Origin of the sequence: Nocardia sp. NPDC051832 (assembly GCF_040681285.1) — a bacterium.
GTDB lineage: Bacteria > Actinomycetota > Actinomycetes > Mycobacteriales > Mycobacteriaceae > Nocardia.
The window spans coordinates 143,584-158,069 of record NZ_JBFAYL010000007.1; the positions used below are offsets into that span (position 1 = coordinate 143,584).

Sequence of the window (14,486 nt, forward strand, 5' to 3'; positions counted from 1 at the left end):
CCAGTGCGATCCCGGCACGGTCGGAAGAGTTCCTGCCGTCGGTTCGGTGTATCGGATGGTTCCATGGTCCGGCGACGTCCCGTGCTGTCGGGGATTGGTGGCATTCCCGCCTGATCGTGGTGTGGTTCCAGGAGCCTGGCGAAGGTCTCGTCCACCCGGACGCCGCGCGAGCGATGCACGACCTGCCCTGGGACGACCTCGCCGAGGACCTGACCTTCGACGATATGTGAACCGCGACCCGGCGATGGCTGGATTTGCGGTAGTCGTGTCGTTGACGCCATAGGCGGGGTGGGTCAGGCTGGGCGTATGCGGACCGTGCTGATCGTGGTGTTCGACGGGTTTCAGCTGTTGGACCTGGCGGGGCCCGCGGATGTGTTCAGTTCGGCGGCGCTGTTGGGGGCACGGCCCGGGTATCGGGTCGAGATCGTGGCGGCGGCGAGTGGGGCGGTGCGGACGTCGGCGGGCGTCCAGGTGCTGGCCGGTGCGCTCGGGGGCTGGGCGGGGCCGGTGGATACGTTGCTGGTTGCCGGTGGCCTCACCGCGTTGGACACGAGCAACGATGACGCGCTGATCGCGGGGATTCGGGAGATCGCCGGGCGGGCCGAGCGGGTGGGGTCGATCTGTTCGGGGGCGTTCCTGCTGGCTCGGGCCGGGCTGTTGGATGGGCGGCGGGCGACGACGCATTGGGCCGGTGGGGAGTTGCTGGCCAGTGAGTTTCCCGCGGTGCTGACGGATCCGGATCGGATTTATGTGCGGGACGGGTCGGTGTGGACGTCGGCGGGGGTGACGGCGGGGATCGATCTGGCGTTGGCGATGGTCAGTGCTGATCATGGGTCCGAGCTGGCGCGGGAGGTGGCGCGGTGGCTGGTGGTCTATCTGCATCGGCCCGGTGGGCAGAGTCAGTTCAGCGCGCCGGTGGCCGCAGCTCCGCCGCAGCGGAATTCGCTTCGAACACTGCAGGTTTGGCTGGAAGAGAATCTTGCGGAGGACCTTTCGCTCGCCGCGCTGGCGGCACGATCGGGGATGAGTACCCGGCATTTTTCGCGTGTTTTCGCCGCGGAGATCGGGACCACTCCCGCACGTTACGTCGAGCGGGTTCGGGTGGGGGCGGCGCGGCGGCTACTGGAGACCACCGATCAGCCGATGGATCGGGTGGCTTCGACAGTAGGGCTCGGCAGCCCGGACACGCTGTATCGGATTTTCCATCGCCACTTGGGCATACCGCCGGGCGAGTATCGCGCCCGGTTCACTAATTGAAAGAAAGAGTGCGACATGGCATTTCAGATCGCGATCGTGCTGTATCCGGGCTTGACCGTGCTGGACGCGATCGGGCCCTACGAGGTGCTGCGCGGGCTGCCGGACAGCGAAATACGCTTCGTATCCAACGAAGTCGGGCCGATCGTGTCCGACAGTGGTGTGCTGGTGCTCGGGGCGACGCATACCTTCGCCGAGACGCCGTCGCCGGATCTGGTGCTGGTGCCCGGCTCGGAGGCCTCGACGCCCCGGGCGATGGCCGACAAGGAGCTGATCGAGTGGTTGCGGCAGGTGCATCAGACCACGCAATGGACCACCTCGGTGTGCAGTGGGGCGCTGGTGCTGGCGGCGGCGGATATCCTGCGCGGGCATCCGGCGACCACGCACTGGGCGGCGCAGCCGGCGCTGGCGGCGTTCGGGGCCGAGTCGCGGCCGCACGATCGGATGGTGCGGAGCGGCAAGATCGCTACCGCGGCAGGGGTTTCCGCGGGCATCGATCTCGGGCTGTGGCTGGTGGGCGAGATCGCCGGGGTGGAGACCGCGCAGATCGTGCAGCTGGGGATCGAGTACGATCCGCACCCGCCCTTCGACAGCGGACATCCGGATAAGGCGTCGGCGACGGTGCTGCGGAAGGCTCGGCTGGATATGACCAAACGTGCTGCGTCGCCGCGGGTTCCGATTGATGTCGCTACGGCGCTGTGGCGCCTGACGCTGAATCGGGTGCGGGAAAAGGCGGCCAAGCGGGCCTCGTGAACGGCCGGCTCGAACCCGGCCGGACGTGCCTGCCGCCGCAATTAATTCGGTGGCAGGCGCACGCCGGAACGATCTACTGTTTCTCCAGTACGGCACACCGAGGTGGGCGGGCCGAAGATCGATCGGTTATCCACTTCTAATGGACAGGTTGCGGGTTCGAGTCCCGCCGGCGGCGCAAGCTGTCGTAGCTCAATTGGCAGAGCGGTACAGTCGGTCGGCGCTACCATGCCCGCCCACCCCAGGTTTGCCGGGACGAGAAGGACGGGCCGGAGTTGACCGGTTATCTGGTATCTACAGGTTCGAGTCCTGCTTACACCGGTGAGAATCGGTGTTTGTCCGGTCGGCGCACCACGACCGTCCTTCTCGCCCAACTGTTTTGAGTGGGGGAGGCCGGAAAAGGCCCCGGAATCGAGGACGACATGGACGCACTGGCAGGCATCAACGCCCGCGCGACCGCGCAGGACATCCAGGCTGACCCGCGGCAGGTCCGCAACAACGCGGGCGGATTCACCTTCGAGGTGACGCCCGAGGTCCGGCTGCGCAGATTCCTGGTTCTCGGTGTCGACGGTGGCACCTATTACGTGCAGTCGCAAGAACTCGCGAAGGAAAACGCTGCTGTCGTAATGGATTTCGCGCGCAACCGCACCGCCGACCTGGTGCGTGAGGTGGTCGAGATCTCCACCTCCGGCCGCGCGCCGAAGCAGAACCCCGCGCTGTTCGCGCTCGCTGCCGCGGCGTCCCTGGGCGACGAGGACGGCCGGCGCACCGCGCTCGCGGCGCTGCCGCTGGTGGCCCGGACCGGCACCCACCTGTTCCTGTTCGCGCGCTACATCGAGCAGTTCCGGGGCTGGGGTCGCGGACTGCGGCGCGCGGTCGGCGCCTGGTACACCGCGAAGCCGGTCGAGGACCTGGCCTATCAGGTCGTGAAGTACCGGCAGCGGGAAGGCTGGACGCACCGCGACCTGCTGCGGCTGTCGCACCCGGCGACCGGTGAGGACGCGCGCGTCCGGCTGTTCGATTGGGTCTGTGGTCGTGGCGGATCGCTGGACGGGCTGCGGTTCGTCGAGGGATTCCAGCGTGCGCAGGCCGCGCCGGTCGCGCAGCTCCCGGCACTGGTGCGCGAGTACCGGCTGTCGTGGGAGATGCTGCCCGACGCCGCGCTGAACGAGGCGCAGGTGTGGGAAGCGTTGCTGGACAACGGACTTCCGCAGACCGCGCTGCTGCGCCAGCTGCCGCGCCTGACCCGGCTCGGGCTGCTGTCGCCGCTCGGCCCGCGAACCGCCGCCATCGCCCAGCAGCTCGCCGACCCGGCGCGGCTGCGCAAGGCACGGGTGCACCCGGTGTCGGTGCTGGTCGCGCTGCGCACCTACGCCTCCGGTCGTTCGGCCCGCGGTGAGAGCACCTGGGAGCCGTCGCGCCCGATCGTCGACGCGCTCGACGCGGCGTTCTACGCCGCGTTCGGCAGCGTCGAGCCGACCGGGAAGCGGCACCTGCTGGCGCTGGACGTCTCGGGTTCGATGACGGCGGGAATCTCCGGACTCCCGATCTCCGCGCGGGAAGCCTCCGCCGCCTTGGCCCTGGTGACCGCGAGCATCGAACCGGCACACGAGATCGTCGGCTTCACCGCGTCCTCGTCCGACAACTGGCGCGAGAGCGCGCTGATCCCCCTGGCGATCAGCCCGCGGCAGCGACTCGACAACGCGATCACCGCCGTCAGCAACCTGCCCTTCGGCGGCACCGACTGCTCGCTGCCGATGCGGTACGCGCTGGAGCGCAAGCTCGAGGTCGACGTGTTCACCGTGTTCACCGACAACGAGACCTGGGCGGGCGAGATCCACCCGCACCAGGCGCTGCGGCAGTATCGCGAGCGGATCAACCCGGAGGCGAAGCTCGTCGTGGTCGGCATGACCGCGACGAACTTCACCATCGCCGATCCGTCGGACGCCGGGATGCTGGATGTCGCGGGGTTCGACGCGGCGGTTCCGGCGCTGCTCGCGGACTTCGCACGCGGCTAGGGTGTGGGCCGGCCTCATGGCGAGGTCGGCCCACAGCCCGGACGACGTCTCAGCAATCCGGGACGTTCGACGCGGTCAGCTCGGTGCCGCCCGGGCCGGCGATGGACGTGTCATCGCTGACGTACCCTTTCTTCTTCTTGCTGCCGTCGGTGAACGAGATCTTGAAGTAGCCACTCGCGGTGTGGCATTCGACAGTGACTTTGGAGTACACGTTCAGCGTTGCGACTTGCTCGCTCTCGTAGTCGGCACGGGCATAGACGGGAGTTTCGTCGTAGCTGCCGACCATGCCTTCCAGGCCCTTCGAGCACGAGATCGGCAGCAACGCCGGTGCGATGGCGGCAAGGGTGGCGGCGGCTTTCATCCATCGATTCATGGGTGTAGTCGACGCCGGGGAAGGGTGCCGGAACCATCCCGATTCCGCTCCGCCGAGATAAAACGCCAGTTCAGTGCGCTGAGTAATGATTCCGGGCCGGAACCTGAGGCGCGGGCTGCCGAATGGGCTAGCTGGAGGTTTTGATCAGGACTGCTTTGATCGACAGTTCCGCTACCGGACGGGATCGCTCGAGGATCGTCCACTGCGCGCCGGGGTAGAGGTGGGGGTCGGCCAGCGTGGGGACGACGAACCCGATCTGCACCAGTTCGCCCTCGTCGGAGAGCTGGCCGGTGCGTTCGATCAGGATGGTGAGCAGCACATCGTGCAGGCGGATATTGCCGCCCAGGCCGGGCAGGGCGGTCGGCGTGTAGACCGGGGCGGTCGGCAGGCCGAAGGGGTGCGCGCCGGGAATCCATTGCAGGCGACCGGTCGCGACCGGGTTGTCGACTCTGATTTTGCTCATCGGGATGACCGGGGAACCCCGCACGCCACCGTGCGGGGTTCCGCGAAACCTAGCTGCCGAACCGCGCCAGGACCGCGCTGGCTTCCTGGGAGGCAGTGCCTTCCTGGGCCAAATGCGCCATGGTGGACGGGATTTCGCGGCCGTGGTGCGCCATCGCCTGGGCGTAGAGGCGGCCGGCGCGGTAGGACGAGCGGACCAGCGGACCGGCCATGACCCCGGCGAAACCGATCTCCTCGGCCATCTTGGAGTGCTCCACGAACTCCTCCGGCTTCACCCAGCGATCCACCGGGTGGTGGCGGGGCGAGGGGCGCAGGTACTGGGTGATGGTGAGGATGTCGCAACCCGCCTCGTGCAGGTCGCGCATCGCCTGGGTGACCTCTTCCGGGGTCTCGCCCATGCCGAGGATCAGGTTGGACTTGGTGACCAGGCCCGCTTCGCGCGCGGCGGTCAATACCGCGAGCGAACGCTCGTACCGGAAGGCCGGGCGGATCCGCTTGAAGATGCGCGGCACCGTCTCCAGGTTGTGGGCGAGGACCTCGGGGCGGGAGGAGAAGACCTCGGCGAGCTGATCCGGCTCGGCGTTGAAGTCGGGGATGAGCAGTTCGACGCCGGTCGACGGGTTCAGGGCCTTGATGGCGCGCACCGTTTCGGCGTAGAGCCAGGCGCCGCCGTCCTCCAGGTCGTCGCGGGCGACGCCGGTGATGGTGGAGTAGCGCAGGCCCATCGCCTGGACGCTCTCGGCGACGCGGCGGGGCTCGTCGCGGTCGAGTGCGGCGGGTTTGCCGGTGTCGATCTGGCAGAAGTCGCAGCGGCGGGTGCACTGCTCGCCACCGATCAGGAAGGTGGCTTCGCGGTCTTCCCAGCATTCGAAGATGTTGGGACAGCCGGCTTCTTCACAGACGGTGTGCAGGCCTTCGCGTTTGACCAGGCCCTTGAGTTCGGAGTACTCGGGGCCCATGGTGGCGCGGGTACGAATCCACTTGGGCTTGCGCTCGATCGGGGTCTCCGAGTTGCGCGCTTCGATCCGCAGCAGTTTGCGTCCTGCCGGGGCTTGAGCTGAGGTCACGTGATCGACCTTACGCCTGGGCTGATTTCGCGGAACGGGCTGTGTCGGCGGCTGTGGCATTTCCGACACGGGGAATATCGTGACCGGTAACTGGCAACTCGCCGTCCAGCGCGCGCACGATCGCGGCGGACACCAGCGGCTTCACCTCGGCGACGGTGACTTCCCGGCCCAGCTCGCGGGTCAGGGTGGTGACGCCGGCATCGCGGATACCGCACGGGATGATGGCCTGGAAGCCGTCCATGGCGGAGTTGCAGTTCAGCGAGATGCCGTGCAGCGCAACACCGCGCTGCACGCGCACGCCGATGGCGGCGATCTTGCGTTCGGCGAACAGGTCGGTGGCGGGTAGCCACACGCCGGAGCGGCCTTCGATGCGGCCGCAGGGCACGCCCAGGCCGGAGATGACCGAGATCAGGGCTTCCTCGAGGCGGCGCACGTAGTGCACGACGTCCACCGGCTCGGCCAGCCGCACGATCGGGTAACCGACCAGCTGCCCGGGACCGTGCCAGGTGATCTTGCCGCCGCGATCCACCTGCACCACCGGGCTGCCGTCGATGGGCAGGTCCTCGGCTTCGGTGCGTCTGCCCGCGGTGTACACCGACGGGTGTTCCAGCAGCAGCAGGCGATCGGATCCGGTGCCTTCGGCCCGCTCCGCGGCGATGGTGCGCTGCAGGTCCCACGCACTGTGGTAGTCGATGAGCCCGAGATCCTCGACCACGATCGGGGTCGTATCGAATCTGGCGGACCAAGTGGTACGCGTGTCGTTCACCTTGGTGACGCTACGCCCAGATCGGGCAGCGGGTACAGGGGGCCGGTGTGCTTCGAGCCACTGGAATTGCCGTCGGTGCGGGGCCGGTGCTGCCTACCTGTGGCATCAGGCGAACAACACACTGCCGCAGGTGAGCTCACACGTGCGATTGCACATGCGCGGTGGCTGACCCGGTCTGTGCGAACCCCGGTTACCGCTGACCGACCGGGAGTGTCAGCTGCATCAGGGTCAGGTCCATCCAGCGGCCGAACTTGTGGCCGACCTCGGGCAGCTGACCGACGGTGACGAAGCCGAACCGCTCGTGCAGGGCGACGGAGGCGGCGTTGGAGGACTCGATGGCGGCGATCATGGCGTGCACGCGGCCGGAGGTGCGGGCGCGCGCGATCAGCTCGGTGAGCAGGGCGGTGGCGAGGCCGCGGCGGTGGAAGCGCTCGGCGATGTAGACCGAGTTCTCCACCGAGAAGCGGTACCCCGACTTCGGCCGCCACTGGCCATAACTGGCGTATCCGGCGAGTTCCCCGTCGATCTCGGCGACCAGGATCGGCATGCCCGCCGCGGTCCGATCCCGGAACCACGCCTGCCGGTCGTCCAAGCCCACGAGATCGGTGTCCCAGATGGCGGTGGACGCGGCGATGTTCGCGTTGTGGATATCCAGGATCGCCAGCAGATCGTCTTCCCGTGCATCGCGGATGACGGTGGCAGGACGTAACTCGGTGTCGGTCATCGATCGCCTTGTCGTGGTCGCCGGTGGTCGAATCGCCCCGCCGGATCTGGACTGGACCCTCGATTGTCGCCGATGCGGGTGCGCCCGACGCGTTCGGCCAGGCGCAGGCGCTCCCCTTTGCCCAGGTCGCGGCCTCGGCGAGTGCGCAAATTCACCAGCCGGGCGCCGAACTCGGCGTACCGTGACCGGATGGAGCAGCGCATCACGTTGGTCACGCTGGGGGTTTCCGATCTCGCTCGCGCCAAGCGCTTCTATGCGGCGCTGGGGTGGCAGGGACAAGAGGTCGAGGAGACGGTCTTCTTCCAAGCCGGAGGTCTGGGCGTGGTGCTGTGGGACCGCGGCAAGCTGGCCGAGGACTGTGGTCTGGAGGCCGGGCCCACGGCCGGGTTCGGCGGGATTGCCTTGGCGCACAACGTCCGGTCCGAGGCAGAGGTCGACGGCATCCTCGCGGCGGTCGCCGACGCCGGGGGCACCATCACCAAACCCGCTGCCATCAACGCCATCGGCTTCTACTCCAGCGCGTTCGTCGACCCAGACGGCCATGCCTGGGAGGTCGCGCACAACCCTGGGTTCCCCCTCGCAGCGGACGGATCGGTGACCCTTCCCGACTTCGGCAGCCACTAGCCGCCCGGTGCCGAAGCACGACCGCTGTGTGGTGACGGCCAGGCCTGTGTGGCCACAGACCGGCGCCCGCACTCGCTATCGACACAGCACATGGCCACCCGGCGTCGAGGGGCCGGTACCCGGCGGACGGTGGTCTCGGGTGACCGTGCGTGATTCCGCGCTAGCGGTCGTCGCTGTCGCGGCCGATAGTGGTGGCCAGGGCGGCGCCGATGGTGGGGTGGCGGAAGTGGTAGCCCGCGTTTTCCAGCGCGGTGGGGATCGCGCGGGGGCCGTGCAGGATGGCCTCGTCCGCGAATTCGCCGACCATGGCGCGCAGGGCGAAGGCGGGGACCACGAAGGGGGCGGGGCGGTGCAGGGCCTTGCCCAGGGCGCGGTTGAATTCGGCGTTGGTCACCGGGGCGGGGCCGACGGCGTTGATCGGGCCGGAGACGGTGTCGTGGGTGAGCGCGAAGAGGATCGCGCCGATCTCGTCCTCCTCCGAGATCCACGGGGTGTACTGCCGGCCGTTGCCGAGGCGGCCACCCAAACCCAGCGAATACAGCGGTTTCAGCGGGCCGAGGAGGCCGCCGTGCCGGGTGAGCACCGGCGCGCTGCGGAGCAGGACGGTGCGGGCACCGGCCGCGGTCGCCGGGCGGGTCGCGGCTTCCCAGTCCCGGCACAGCGTGGCCAGGAAACCGGTTCCGGCGGGGGCGGATTCGTCGACCACGCGGTCACCGGTCGCGCCGCCGTAGTAGTGCACACCGCTGGCGTTGACCAGCACCGGCACCCCTTCGGCGGCGACCGCGGAAGCCAGCACATCGGTCGGCGTGAGACGGCTGTCGCGCAGCTCCTGTTTGTAGCTGCCGTTCCAGCGCCGCCCGCCGATCGAAGCGCCACAGAGGTTGACGACCGCGTCCGCGCCGCGCAGGGCGCGAGCGTCCAGTTCGGCGCGGACTGGGTCCCAGGTGAATTCGTCGGGGGCACCGGCGGCCCGGCGTACCAGCCGGGCCACCTCGTGCCCGTCGCGGCGCAGGGCCGCGACGAGCGCTGTCCCGATCAACCCGGAGGACCCGGCGATCACAACCTTCATCGCGTACTTACAGACCGAGATCGGCCTCGAACGCCGCTTCCTCGAGCCGGTGCCGGATCGTGGTCAGGAAGCGACCCGCGTCGGCGCCGTCGATGAGACGGTGATCGTAGGTGAGCGGCAGGTAGCACATCGAGCGAACGCCGATGGACTCGTTGCCGGTCTCGTCGGTCACCACCACCGGGCGCTTGACGATCGCGCCGGTGCCCAGCATGCCCGCCTGCGGCGTCACCAGGATCGGGGTGTCGAAGAGCGCGCCCTGCGAACCGATATTGGTGATGGTGAAGGTGCCGCCGGACAGCTCGTCCGGCTTGAGGCCACCGTTGCGGGCCCGGTTGGCGATATCGGCGATGGCGCGAGCCAGGCCGGCCAGCGACAGATCGCTGGCGTTGTGGATGACCGGAGACAGCAGACCCTTATCGGTATCCACGGCGACGCCCAGGTGGACGGCCGCGTGGTAGGTGACCTCCTTGGTCGACTCGTCGTAGGACGCGTTGACGTTCGGGTGCACACCCAGGGCCTCGACGACCGCCTTGGCGAAGAACGGCAGGAACGTCAGGTTGACGCCTTCGCGCTCCTTGAACGACGCCTTGGCCTGGGCCCGCAGGGCCGCGATCTTGGTGACGTCGGCCTCGTGCACCTGGGTCAGCTGCGCGGTGGTCTGCAGCGATTCCCGGGTCTTGGTGGCCGTGATCTGGCGGATCCGGTTGGCCTTCTGCGTGGTGCCACGCAGATGCGCCAGCTGCGGGGCAGCGGCCGCGGGAGCGGACGGCGCCTTGGCGGCGGGAGCGGCGGCGGTCGCGGTAGCGGCAGCCGGCGCCTTCTTGGCCTCGGCCGCGGCGAGCACATCCTGCTTGCGGATGCGGCCGCCGACACCGGAACCGGTGAGCGAGGACAGATCGACGCCGTTCTCGTCGGCCAGCTTGCGGACCAGCGGAGTGACGTACGGGGTCGCGCCGTTACCCGAGGACGACGACGAGGCGGCCGGGGCCTGCGCCGGCGGCTGCGGGGCCGGAGCCTTCGGGGCGGGAGCGGGAGCGGGCGCCGGGGCCTTCGCCGCGGGGGCGGGCTCGGGCTTCGGTTCCGGCTTCGGCTCGGGCTTGGGTTCCGGCTTGGGTTCCGGCGCCTTGGCGGCGGGCTGACCACTGCCGATCACACCCAGCTGACCGCCGACGGCGACGACGTCGTCCTCCTGCGCGGTGATCTCCAGCAGGGTGCCCGCGACGGGCGACGGGATCTCGGTGTCGACCTTGTCGGTGGACACCTCGAGCAGCGGCTCGTCGACGGCGATCTCGTCACCGACGGCCTTGAGCCAGCGGGTGACGGTGCCCTCGGTGACGGATTCGCCCAGCTCGGGCATCTTCACGGGGGTGCCGGAGCCGCCGTTGCCGTTGCCGGAAGCCGCGGGGGCTTGCTGGGCGGTGGGCTGGGGCTCGGGTTCGGGTTCGGGCTGCGGCTCGGGGGCGGCCTGCGGCTCGGGCGCGGGGGCGGCTTCGGGGGCAGGAGCCGGGGCGGATGCGGAGGCTTCGCCAGCATCGCTGATCACGCCGAGCTCACCGCCGACCTCGACTACATCGTCCTCATTGGCGACGATCTTCGACAGCACACCCGCCACGGGGGACGGGATCTCGGTGTCGACCTTGTCGGTGGAGACCTCGAGCAGTGGCTCGTCGACCTCGACCGTGTCTCCTTCCTGCTTCAGCCACCTGGTCACCGTTCCCTCGGTGACGCTCTCACCAAGAGCCGGCATCTGGACGGAGAAGGCCATGTCCGTTGACTCCTCTGACTGCTCGACGGATTTTGCAACAGTTGATCTTCGGCAGGCCGCCGCCGCAGGTCGCGACGAATGCCCGAAAGCCACCGATGGTTCTGGTGGCACCGAGGATCTGGGTGGTTCCTTGTACCGCGATCCATCCTTGCACTCGTCCGCGTGGCGTGTAGCACAGGGCAGCTAACAAACCCGGGAAATCTTAACGAGCTGGCAAGATGGGTGTTGGCGTCTCCGGGGTAGTTAGGAGGTCGGCGCTGATGGGTTTACTTGATCGGTTCAAGGGCACCGGTAGGGGCGGGGGTACCGCGCCACGTGCGGGGACCTCGGCCAGGGAGGACCTGCGCTACATGCGCGAATGGGTCCGCACGCATGTCGGCGTGGAGGGTTACGTGGAGCCCAAAACCACAGTGACCGATGTCACAGTAGTGTTGATCGCCGCGGACGGGGAATGGACCCGCCGGATCGTCGGCGAGCGGGGCGCGGCCCGGCTTGCCGGAGATTTGCACATTCCCGTGTACGACGTCGGCAAGACGGGCTACCCGCAACGCATGCGCGACTACGACGCCCGCAAGAAGATCGAGCGGCAGCGCGCGTTCGAACAGGAACTCCGGGACCTATGAGCCGGACGACGATCCGGAGATGAGCACCGAGACGATCCAGGTGTAGATGTGGGTGAAGGTGGTCGCCCACCCGCCCATGTTGAACGAACCCATGCGGACTCCTAGCTGGGGCGGATCTCGTCGCCGCGCGCGGTGAGCGCACAAGACTGGTCGTCGCTGACATTGCCGCCGGTGGAAACGATCTGTGCGAAAACGGAATCGCAGTTCTGGATGCCCGGGCCGACGCGATTGCCGACGATTCGGGAATTGGTCAGGATGAGAATTCCCGCGCCCCCGTCCAGGACGTTGTTGATCGGCTCGGGGATGGTGTCGAGGTAGGCCGGGGCGATATTGATGCCACCGCCGCTGTCGCTGGCGCTGTTGCCTTCGACCACTGAGTCGATCAGCAGCACCGGGCCGAAGCCGCGGATGTCGAGGCCGCCGCCACGGCCGGCGAAACCGCCCGGCCGATACCATTTCTGGGCGTTCACCACACGGTTGCCGATGATCTGGGAGTTGGTGAAGGTGCAGGTGTTGTCGCAGCGCACCCCACCCGCCTCCTCGGCGTAATTGCCGGTGATGAGGCTGTCGGTCATCTTCATGTCGGCCTGCGGGACGTTGAAGATGCCGCCGCCGTAATGCGCGGCGTTTCCGGAGACGGTGACCCGATCGAGGACGAGGTTGCCGCCGTTGGCGATGCCACCGCCGCCGGTGTCGTAGAACGGAATCTCGCGCTGCGCGGTCGCCCCGCCGGTGATGGTCAGGTCCGTGAGGGTGACGTTGGCGGCGGTGAGCAGGACCCGATCGATCCGGTTCGCGTCGATGACGGTTTCCTCCCGGCCCGCGCCCCGGACGATGGTGTGCGCGGTGATGTCGAGGTCGCCGGTGGTCGGGTCGATGAACGGTGCGTTGATGTGCAGGGGGTTCGGCGGGACGGTCAGCACGTAGCGCCCGGCGGGCAGCACGATGGTGCTGCCCGGCCGCGCGTTCGCCGCCTGGGTTGCCGCGCGCAGCGTGCATTCGCCTGCGGCGGTACGGCATTCACCGCTCAGCGGGCGGGCGGCGGCTGCGTCGGCAGTGGTGGTCACCGTGAACGTCCGCGGGGCCATCAGTCCCGCGGAACCGGTGTCGGCTAGCCCGGGAGTCGTTGCGGCGCAGGCAAACAGGATGATGGCCGAGGTGATGATGGAGGTCCTCATCGGCGGGCTCCGGGGCGTGAGATGGTTGGCCGCGCCGGTGTGACGCGAATGCACCCGGTTTATCAGAAAGATTCCTTGTTGCGAACTCGAATTAGTGTTGGCAACAAGGAACTGTCTCAAAATGTCAGTGGCCTGACCCGAGGGTTCAGGCCGACACGGTGGATAGCGCGTGAAGGATGTCGGCGATCTCGGCGCGCACGCGGAAGTCGCCGTTGACGTGGGCGAAGTGGATCAGGCCGTCGGCGCCGATGACGTAGGTCGCCGAGATGGGCAGTCGCCAGCCAGTGGCGCCGAGGTCGGTTCCGGTGGCGCGGAAGGCATCCCGGATTCCTTCCTCGACAACGTATTCCAGCCCGTACGCGCGGGCCGTCGCGAGGTCGGGATCGGACAGGACGTCGAATTCCAGCGCGTGCTTCTCGGCGGTGGTGAGCGAGTCGTCCGGGGATTCCGGTGAGATGGCCACCAATCGCCCACCGTGCGAGCGGAATTGCGGGAGGGCCGCCTGCAAGAGGTGGAGCTGCAGATTGCAGAACGGGCACCAGCCGCCGCGATAGAAGGTGAGCACGACGGGGCCGTCGGCGAGTGCGGTGGCGAGTGCGAACTTCCGCCCGGTGGCGTCGAGGAGGGTGAAGTCGGGTGCCCGGGTGCCGTTGGCGGCGGCAGCACCGCCGAGTTGAGTGAGCGCTTCGGCGTGCGCGTCGAAGCGGGACAGCAGCTCGGCGGGCGCTTGTGCCGCAAGCTGCTGCGTGAGTGAGATGCGCTGTTCGGCATAGCTTTTCGTCATGCGTTCACGGTATTCCGGGAGGTTCGCCGGGCCCATGACTCGAAAGCGCTGATACATAGCCGAAAGTCTCATATGGTGAGTGTGTGGATGTGCTGGCCGATGTGCTCGCGGCGACCAAGCTCGGCGGCGTGGTCACCGCGCATCTGACCGCGGCCGCGCCGTGGGGGATCAAGATGGACGACATGCCGAAGGCGACGTTCCACGCGATCCTCGCGGGCGCCTGCTGGCTGGTCCGGCCCGGCGCCGAACCTGTGCAGCTCGCCGCGGGCGACTTCACGCTGCTGCCAACGGGAGTCGGGCACGCACTGTGCAGTGCGCCGGAGGTAGACCTCGTCCCGGCTCAGCAGACCGAGGCCGGGACCGGGCGGCAGCGAATACACCTTCGCGGGCCGGGCCGGGAGACGACGATCGTCTGCGGCGCGTACCGATACGACGCCTTCCCCAACCATCCGCTGCTGCGGGTGCTGCCGCCGCTGGTGCACATCCCGGCGGGCCAGACCCCCGCGCATCGCGAGATGGCGGCCACCGTCACCATGCTGGCCGCCGAACTCGCCGCGGAACGCCCTGGCGCACAGACGGTCACCGACCGTCTGGTCGACATCCTGTTTGTCCAGATGCTGCGGGTGTGGGCCGAGCTGCGCGCCGAGGACGGAGCGTCTTGGCTCGCGGGACTGCGTGATCCGGAAATCTCCGGTGCGATGTCGGTGATGCACGAGCACCCGGCGCACCCGTGGACCATCGAGGAAATCGCCGGCAAGGTCGGTGTCTCGCGCGCCACCTTGGCCCGCCGTTTCACCACTCTGGTCGGCGAACCACCGCTGTCCTACTTGACCCGCTGGCGCCTGGAACTGGCCGCCCGCCGGCTGCGCGACACTCCGGATTCCATTGCCGCCGTGGGTAAGAACGTGGGCTACGCCTCGGAGTTCGCCTTCTCCCGCGCCTTCAAGCGTGCGCACGGGGAATCTCCTGCCGCGTACCGGCTCTCGCACCGTGCCCCACCGTGCTCGTGACGACACGTCAGGCATCCCG

General features: G+C 68.4%; 15 protein-coding genes and 1 tRNA gene. 7 read left to right on the plus strand and 9 right to left on the minus strand.

All coding sequences use genetic code 11. The features are described 5' to 3' along the window. Positions 1-306 precede the first annotated feature (306 nt). From AB0M14_RS34890 to AB0M14_RS34905, 4 genes are all read left to right on the plus strand, one after another. Positions 307-1,257 (plus strand): GlxA family transcriptional regulator, encoded by a 951-nt coding sequence (locus tag AB0M14_RS34890; RefSeq protein ID WP_365003436.1) that lies wholly within the window; start codon positions 307-309, stop codon positions 1,255-1,257. 15 nt (positions 1,258-1,272) lie between these two features. Continuing rightward, a complete protein-coding gene (locus AB0M14_RS34895; protein ID WP_365003439.1) occupies positions 1,273-2,007 on the plus strand; it encodes a DJ-1/PfpI family protein in 735 nt (244 codons plus the stop codon). 110 nt (positions 2,008-2,117) lie between these two features. Further along, positions 2,118-2,182: transfer RNA gene (locus AB0M14_RS34900), tRNA-Ser, on the plus strand. A 244-nt stretch (positions 2,183-2,426) separates the two neighbouring features. Further along, positions 2,427-4,022, plus strand: a complete 1,596-nt coding sequence (locus tag AB0M14_RS34905) for a TROVE domain-containing protein (protein ID WP_365003442.1) — start codon at positions 2,427-2,429, stop codon at positions 4,020-4,022. A gap of 49 nt (positions 4,023-4,071) precedes the next feature. Here AB0M14_RS34905 and AB0M14_RS34910 read toward each other — a convergent pair whose 3' ends face one another. From AB0M14_RS34910 to AB0M14_RS34930, 5 genes are all read right to left on the minus strand, one after another. Beyond that, on the minus strand, positions 4,072-4,395 hold the full coding sequence (locus AB0M14_RS34910) for a hypothetical protein (protein WP_365003445.1): 324 nt from the start codon (positions 4,393-4,395) through the stop codon (positions 4,072-4,074). A gap of 127 nt (positions 4,396-4,522) precedes the next feature. Continuing rightward, positions 4,523-4,858 carry a hypothetical protein gene (locus AB0M14_RS34915; RefSeq protein ID WP_365003447.1) on the minus strand — a complete coding sequence of 112 codons (336 nt, stop codon included), beginning with the start codon at positions 4,856-4,858 and terminating at the stop codon, positions 4,523-4,525. Between the two features lie 49 nt (positions 4,859-4,907). Beyond that, on the minus strand, positions 4,908-5,924 hold the full coding sequence (gene lipA, locus AB0M14_RS34920; RefSeq protein ID WP_365003450.1) for a lipoyl synthase: 1,017 nt from the start codon (positions 5,922-5,924) through the stop codon (positions 4,908-4,910). Between the two features lie 10 nt (positions 5,925-5,934). Beyond that, positions 5,935-6,690, minus strand: a complete 756-nt coding sequence (lipB, locus tag AB0M14_RS34925; RefSeq protein ID WP_365003453.1) for a lipoyl(octanoyl) transferase LipB — start codon at positions 6,688-6,690, stop codon at positions 5,935-5,937. Between the two features lie 190 nt (positions 6,691-6,880). After that, entirely contained in the window at positions 6,881-7,414 is a 534-nt protein-coding gene (locus tag AB0M14_RS34930) for an N-acetyltransferase family protein (protein WP_365003457.1), read from the minus strand. Between the two features lie 189 nt (positions 7,415-7,603). Here AB0M14_RS34930 and AB0M14_RS34935 point away from each other — a divergent pair, with 189 nt between their 5' ends. Then, positions 7,604-8,038: a VOC family protein gene (locus AB0M14_RS34935; protein ID WP_365003460.1), complete on the plus strand. Its 435-nt coding sequence runs from the start codon at positions 7,604-7,606 to the stop codon at positions 8,036-8,038. Between the two features lie 160 nt (positions 8,039-8,198). On the opposite strand, the gene AB0M14_RS34940 is transcribed toward AB0M14_RS34935, so the two are convergent. Continuing rightward, positions 8,199-9,107 (minus strand): TIGR01777 family oxidoreductase, encoded by a 909-nt coding sequence (locus tag AB0M14_RS34940; RefSeq protein ID WP_365003463.1) that lies wholly within the window; start codon positions 9,105-9,107, stop codon positions 8,199-8,201. A 7-nt stretch (positions 9,108-9,114) separates the two neighbouring features. Beyond that, positions 9,115-10,872, minus strand: a complete 1,758-nt coding sequence (sucB, locus tag AB0M14_RS34945) for a 2-oxoglutarate dehydrogenase, E2 component, dihydrolipoamide succinyltransferase (RefSeq protein WP_365003466.1) — start codon at positions 10,870-10,872, stop codon at positions 9,115-9,117. A gap of 260 nt (positions 10,873-11,132) precedes the next feature. Here sucB and AB0M14_RS34950 point away from each other — a divergent pair, with 260 nt between their 5' ends. Beyond that, the gene (locus AB0M14_RS34950) at positions 11,133-11,495 is read left to right on the plus strand and encodes an oxidoreductase (RefSeq protein WP_365003469.1); all 363 of its coding nucleotides are present in this window, start codon (positions 11,133-11,135) and stop codon (positions 11,493-11,495) included. Positions 11,496-11,596: 101 nt separating this feature from the next. On the opposite strand, the gene AB0M14_RS34955 is transcribed toward AB0M14_RS34950, so the two are convergent. Both AB0M14_RS34955 and AB0M14_RS34960 read right to left on the minus strand, forming a co-directional pair. Further along, the gene (locus AB0M14_RS34955) at positions 11,597-12,673 is read right to left on the minus strand and encodes a hypothetical protein (RefSeq protein WP_365003471.1); all 1,077 of its coding nucleotides are present in this window, start codon (positions 12,671-12,673) and stop codon (positions 11,597-11,599) included. Between the two features lie 145 nt (positions 12,674-12,818). Continuing rightward, a complete protein-coding gene (locus AB0M14_RS34960) occupies positions 12,819-13,457 on the minus strand; it encodes a peroxiredoxin-like family protein (protein ID WP_365003473.1) in 639 nt (212 codons plus the stop codon). Positions 13,458-13,540: 83 nt separating this feature from the next. Here AB0M14_RS34960 and AB0M14_RS34965 point away from each other — a divergent pair, with 83 nt between their 5' ends. Further along, positions 13,541-14,467, plus strand: coding sequence for an AraC family transcriptional regulator (locus AB0M14_RS34965; RefSeq protein ID WP_365003476.1), 927 nt, complete (start codon positions 13,541-13,543; stop codon positions 14,465-14,467). Positions 14,468-14,486 lie beyond the last annotated feature (19 nt).

Coding starts and splice junctions, on each gene's coding strand:
- AB0M14_RS34890 (WP_365003436.1), top strand. CDS start 307: ATGCGGACCGTGCTGATCGTGGTGTTCGACGGGTTTCAGCTGTTGGAC.
- AB0M14_RS34895 (WP_365003439.1), top strand. CDS start 1,273: ATGGCATTTCAGATCGCGATCGTGCTGTATCCGGGCTTGACCGTGCTG.
- AB0M14_RS34905 (WP_365003442.1), top strand. CDS start 2,427: ATGGACGCACTGGCAGGCATCAACGCCCGCGCGACCGCGCAGGACATC.
- AB0M14_RS34910 (WP_365003445.1), bottom strand. CDS start 4,395: ATGAATCGATGGATGAAAGCCGCCGCCACCCTTGCCGCCATCGCACCG.
- AB0M14_RS34915 (WP_365003447.1), bottom strand. CDS start 4,858: ATGAGCAAAATCAGAGTCGACAACCCGGTCGCGACCGGTCGCCTGCAA.
- AB0M14_RS34930 (WP_365003457.1), bottom strand. CDS start 7,414: ATGACCGACACCGAGTTACGTCCTGCCACCGTCATCCGCGATGCACGG.
- AB0M14_RS34935 (WP_365003460.1), top strand. CDS start 7,604: ATGGAGCAGCGCATCACGTTGGTCACGCTGGGGGTTTCCGATCTCGCT.
- AB0M14_RS34940 (WP_365003463.1), bottom strand. CDS start 9,107: ATGAAGGTTGTGATCGCCGGGTCCTCCGGGTTGATCGGGACAGCGCTC.
- sucB (WP_365003466.1), bottom strand. CDS start 10,872: ATGGCCTTCTCCGTCCAGATGCCGGCTCTTGGTGAGAGCGTCACCGAG.
- AB0M14_RS34950 (WP_365003469.1), top strand. CDS start 11,133: ATGGGTTTACTTGATCGGTTCAAGGGCACCGGTAGGGGCGGGGGTACC.
- AB0M14_RS34955 (WP_365003471.1), bottom strand. CDS start 12,673: ATGAGGACCTCCATCATCACCTCGGCCATCATCCTGTTTGCCTGCGCC.
- AB0M14_RS34960 (WP_365003473.1), bottom strand. CDS start 13,457: ATGACGAAAAGCTATGCCGAACAGCGCATCTCACTCACGCAGCAGCTT.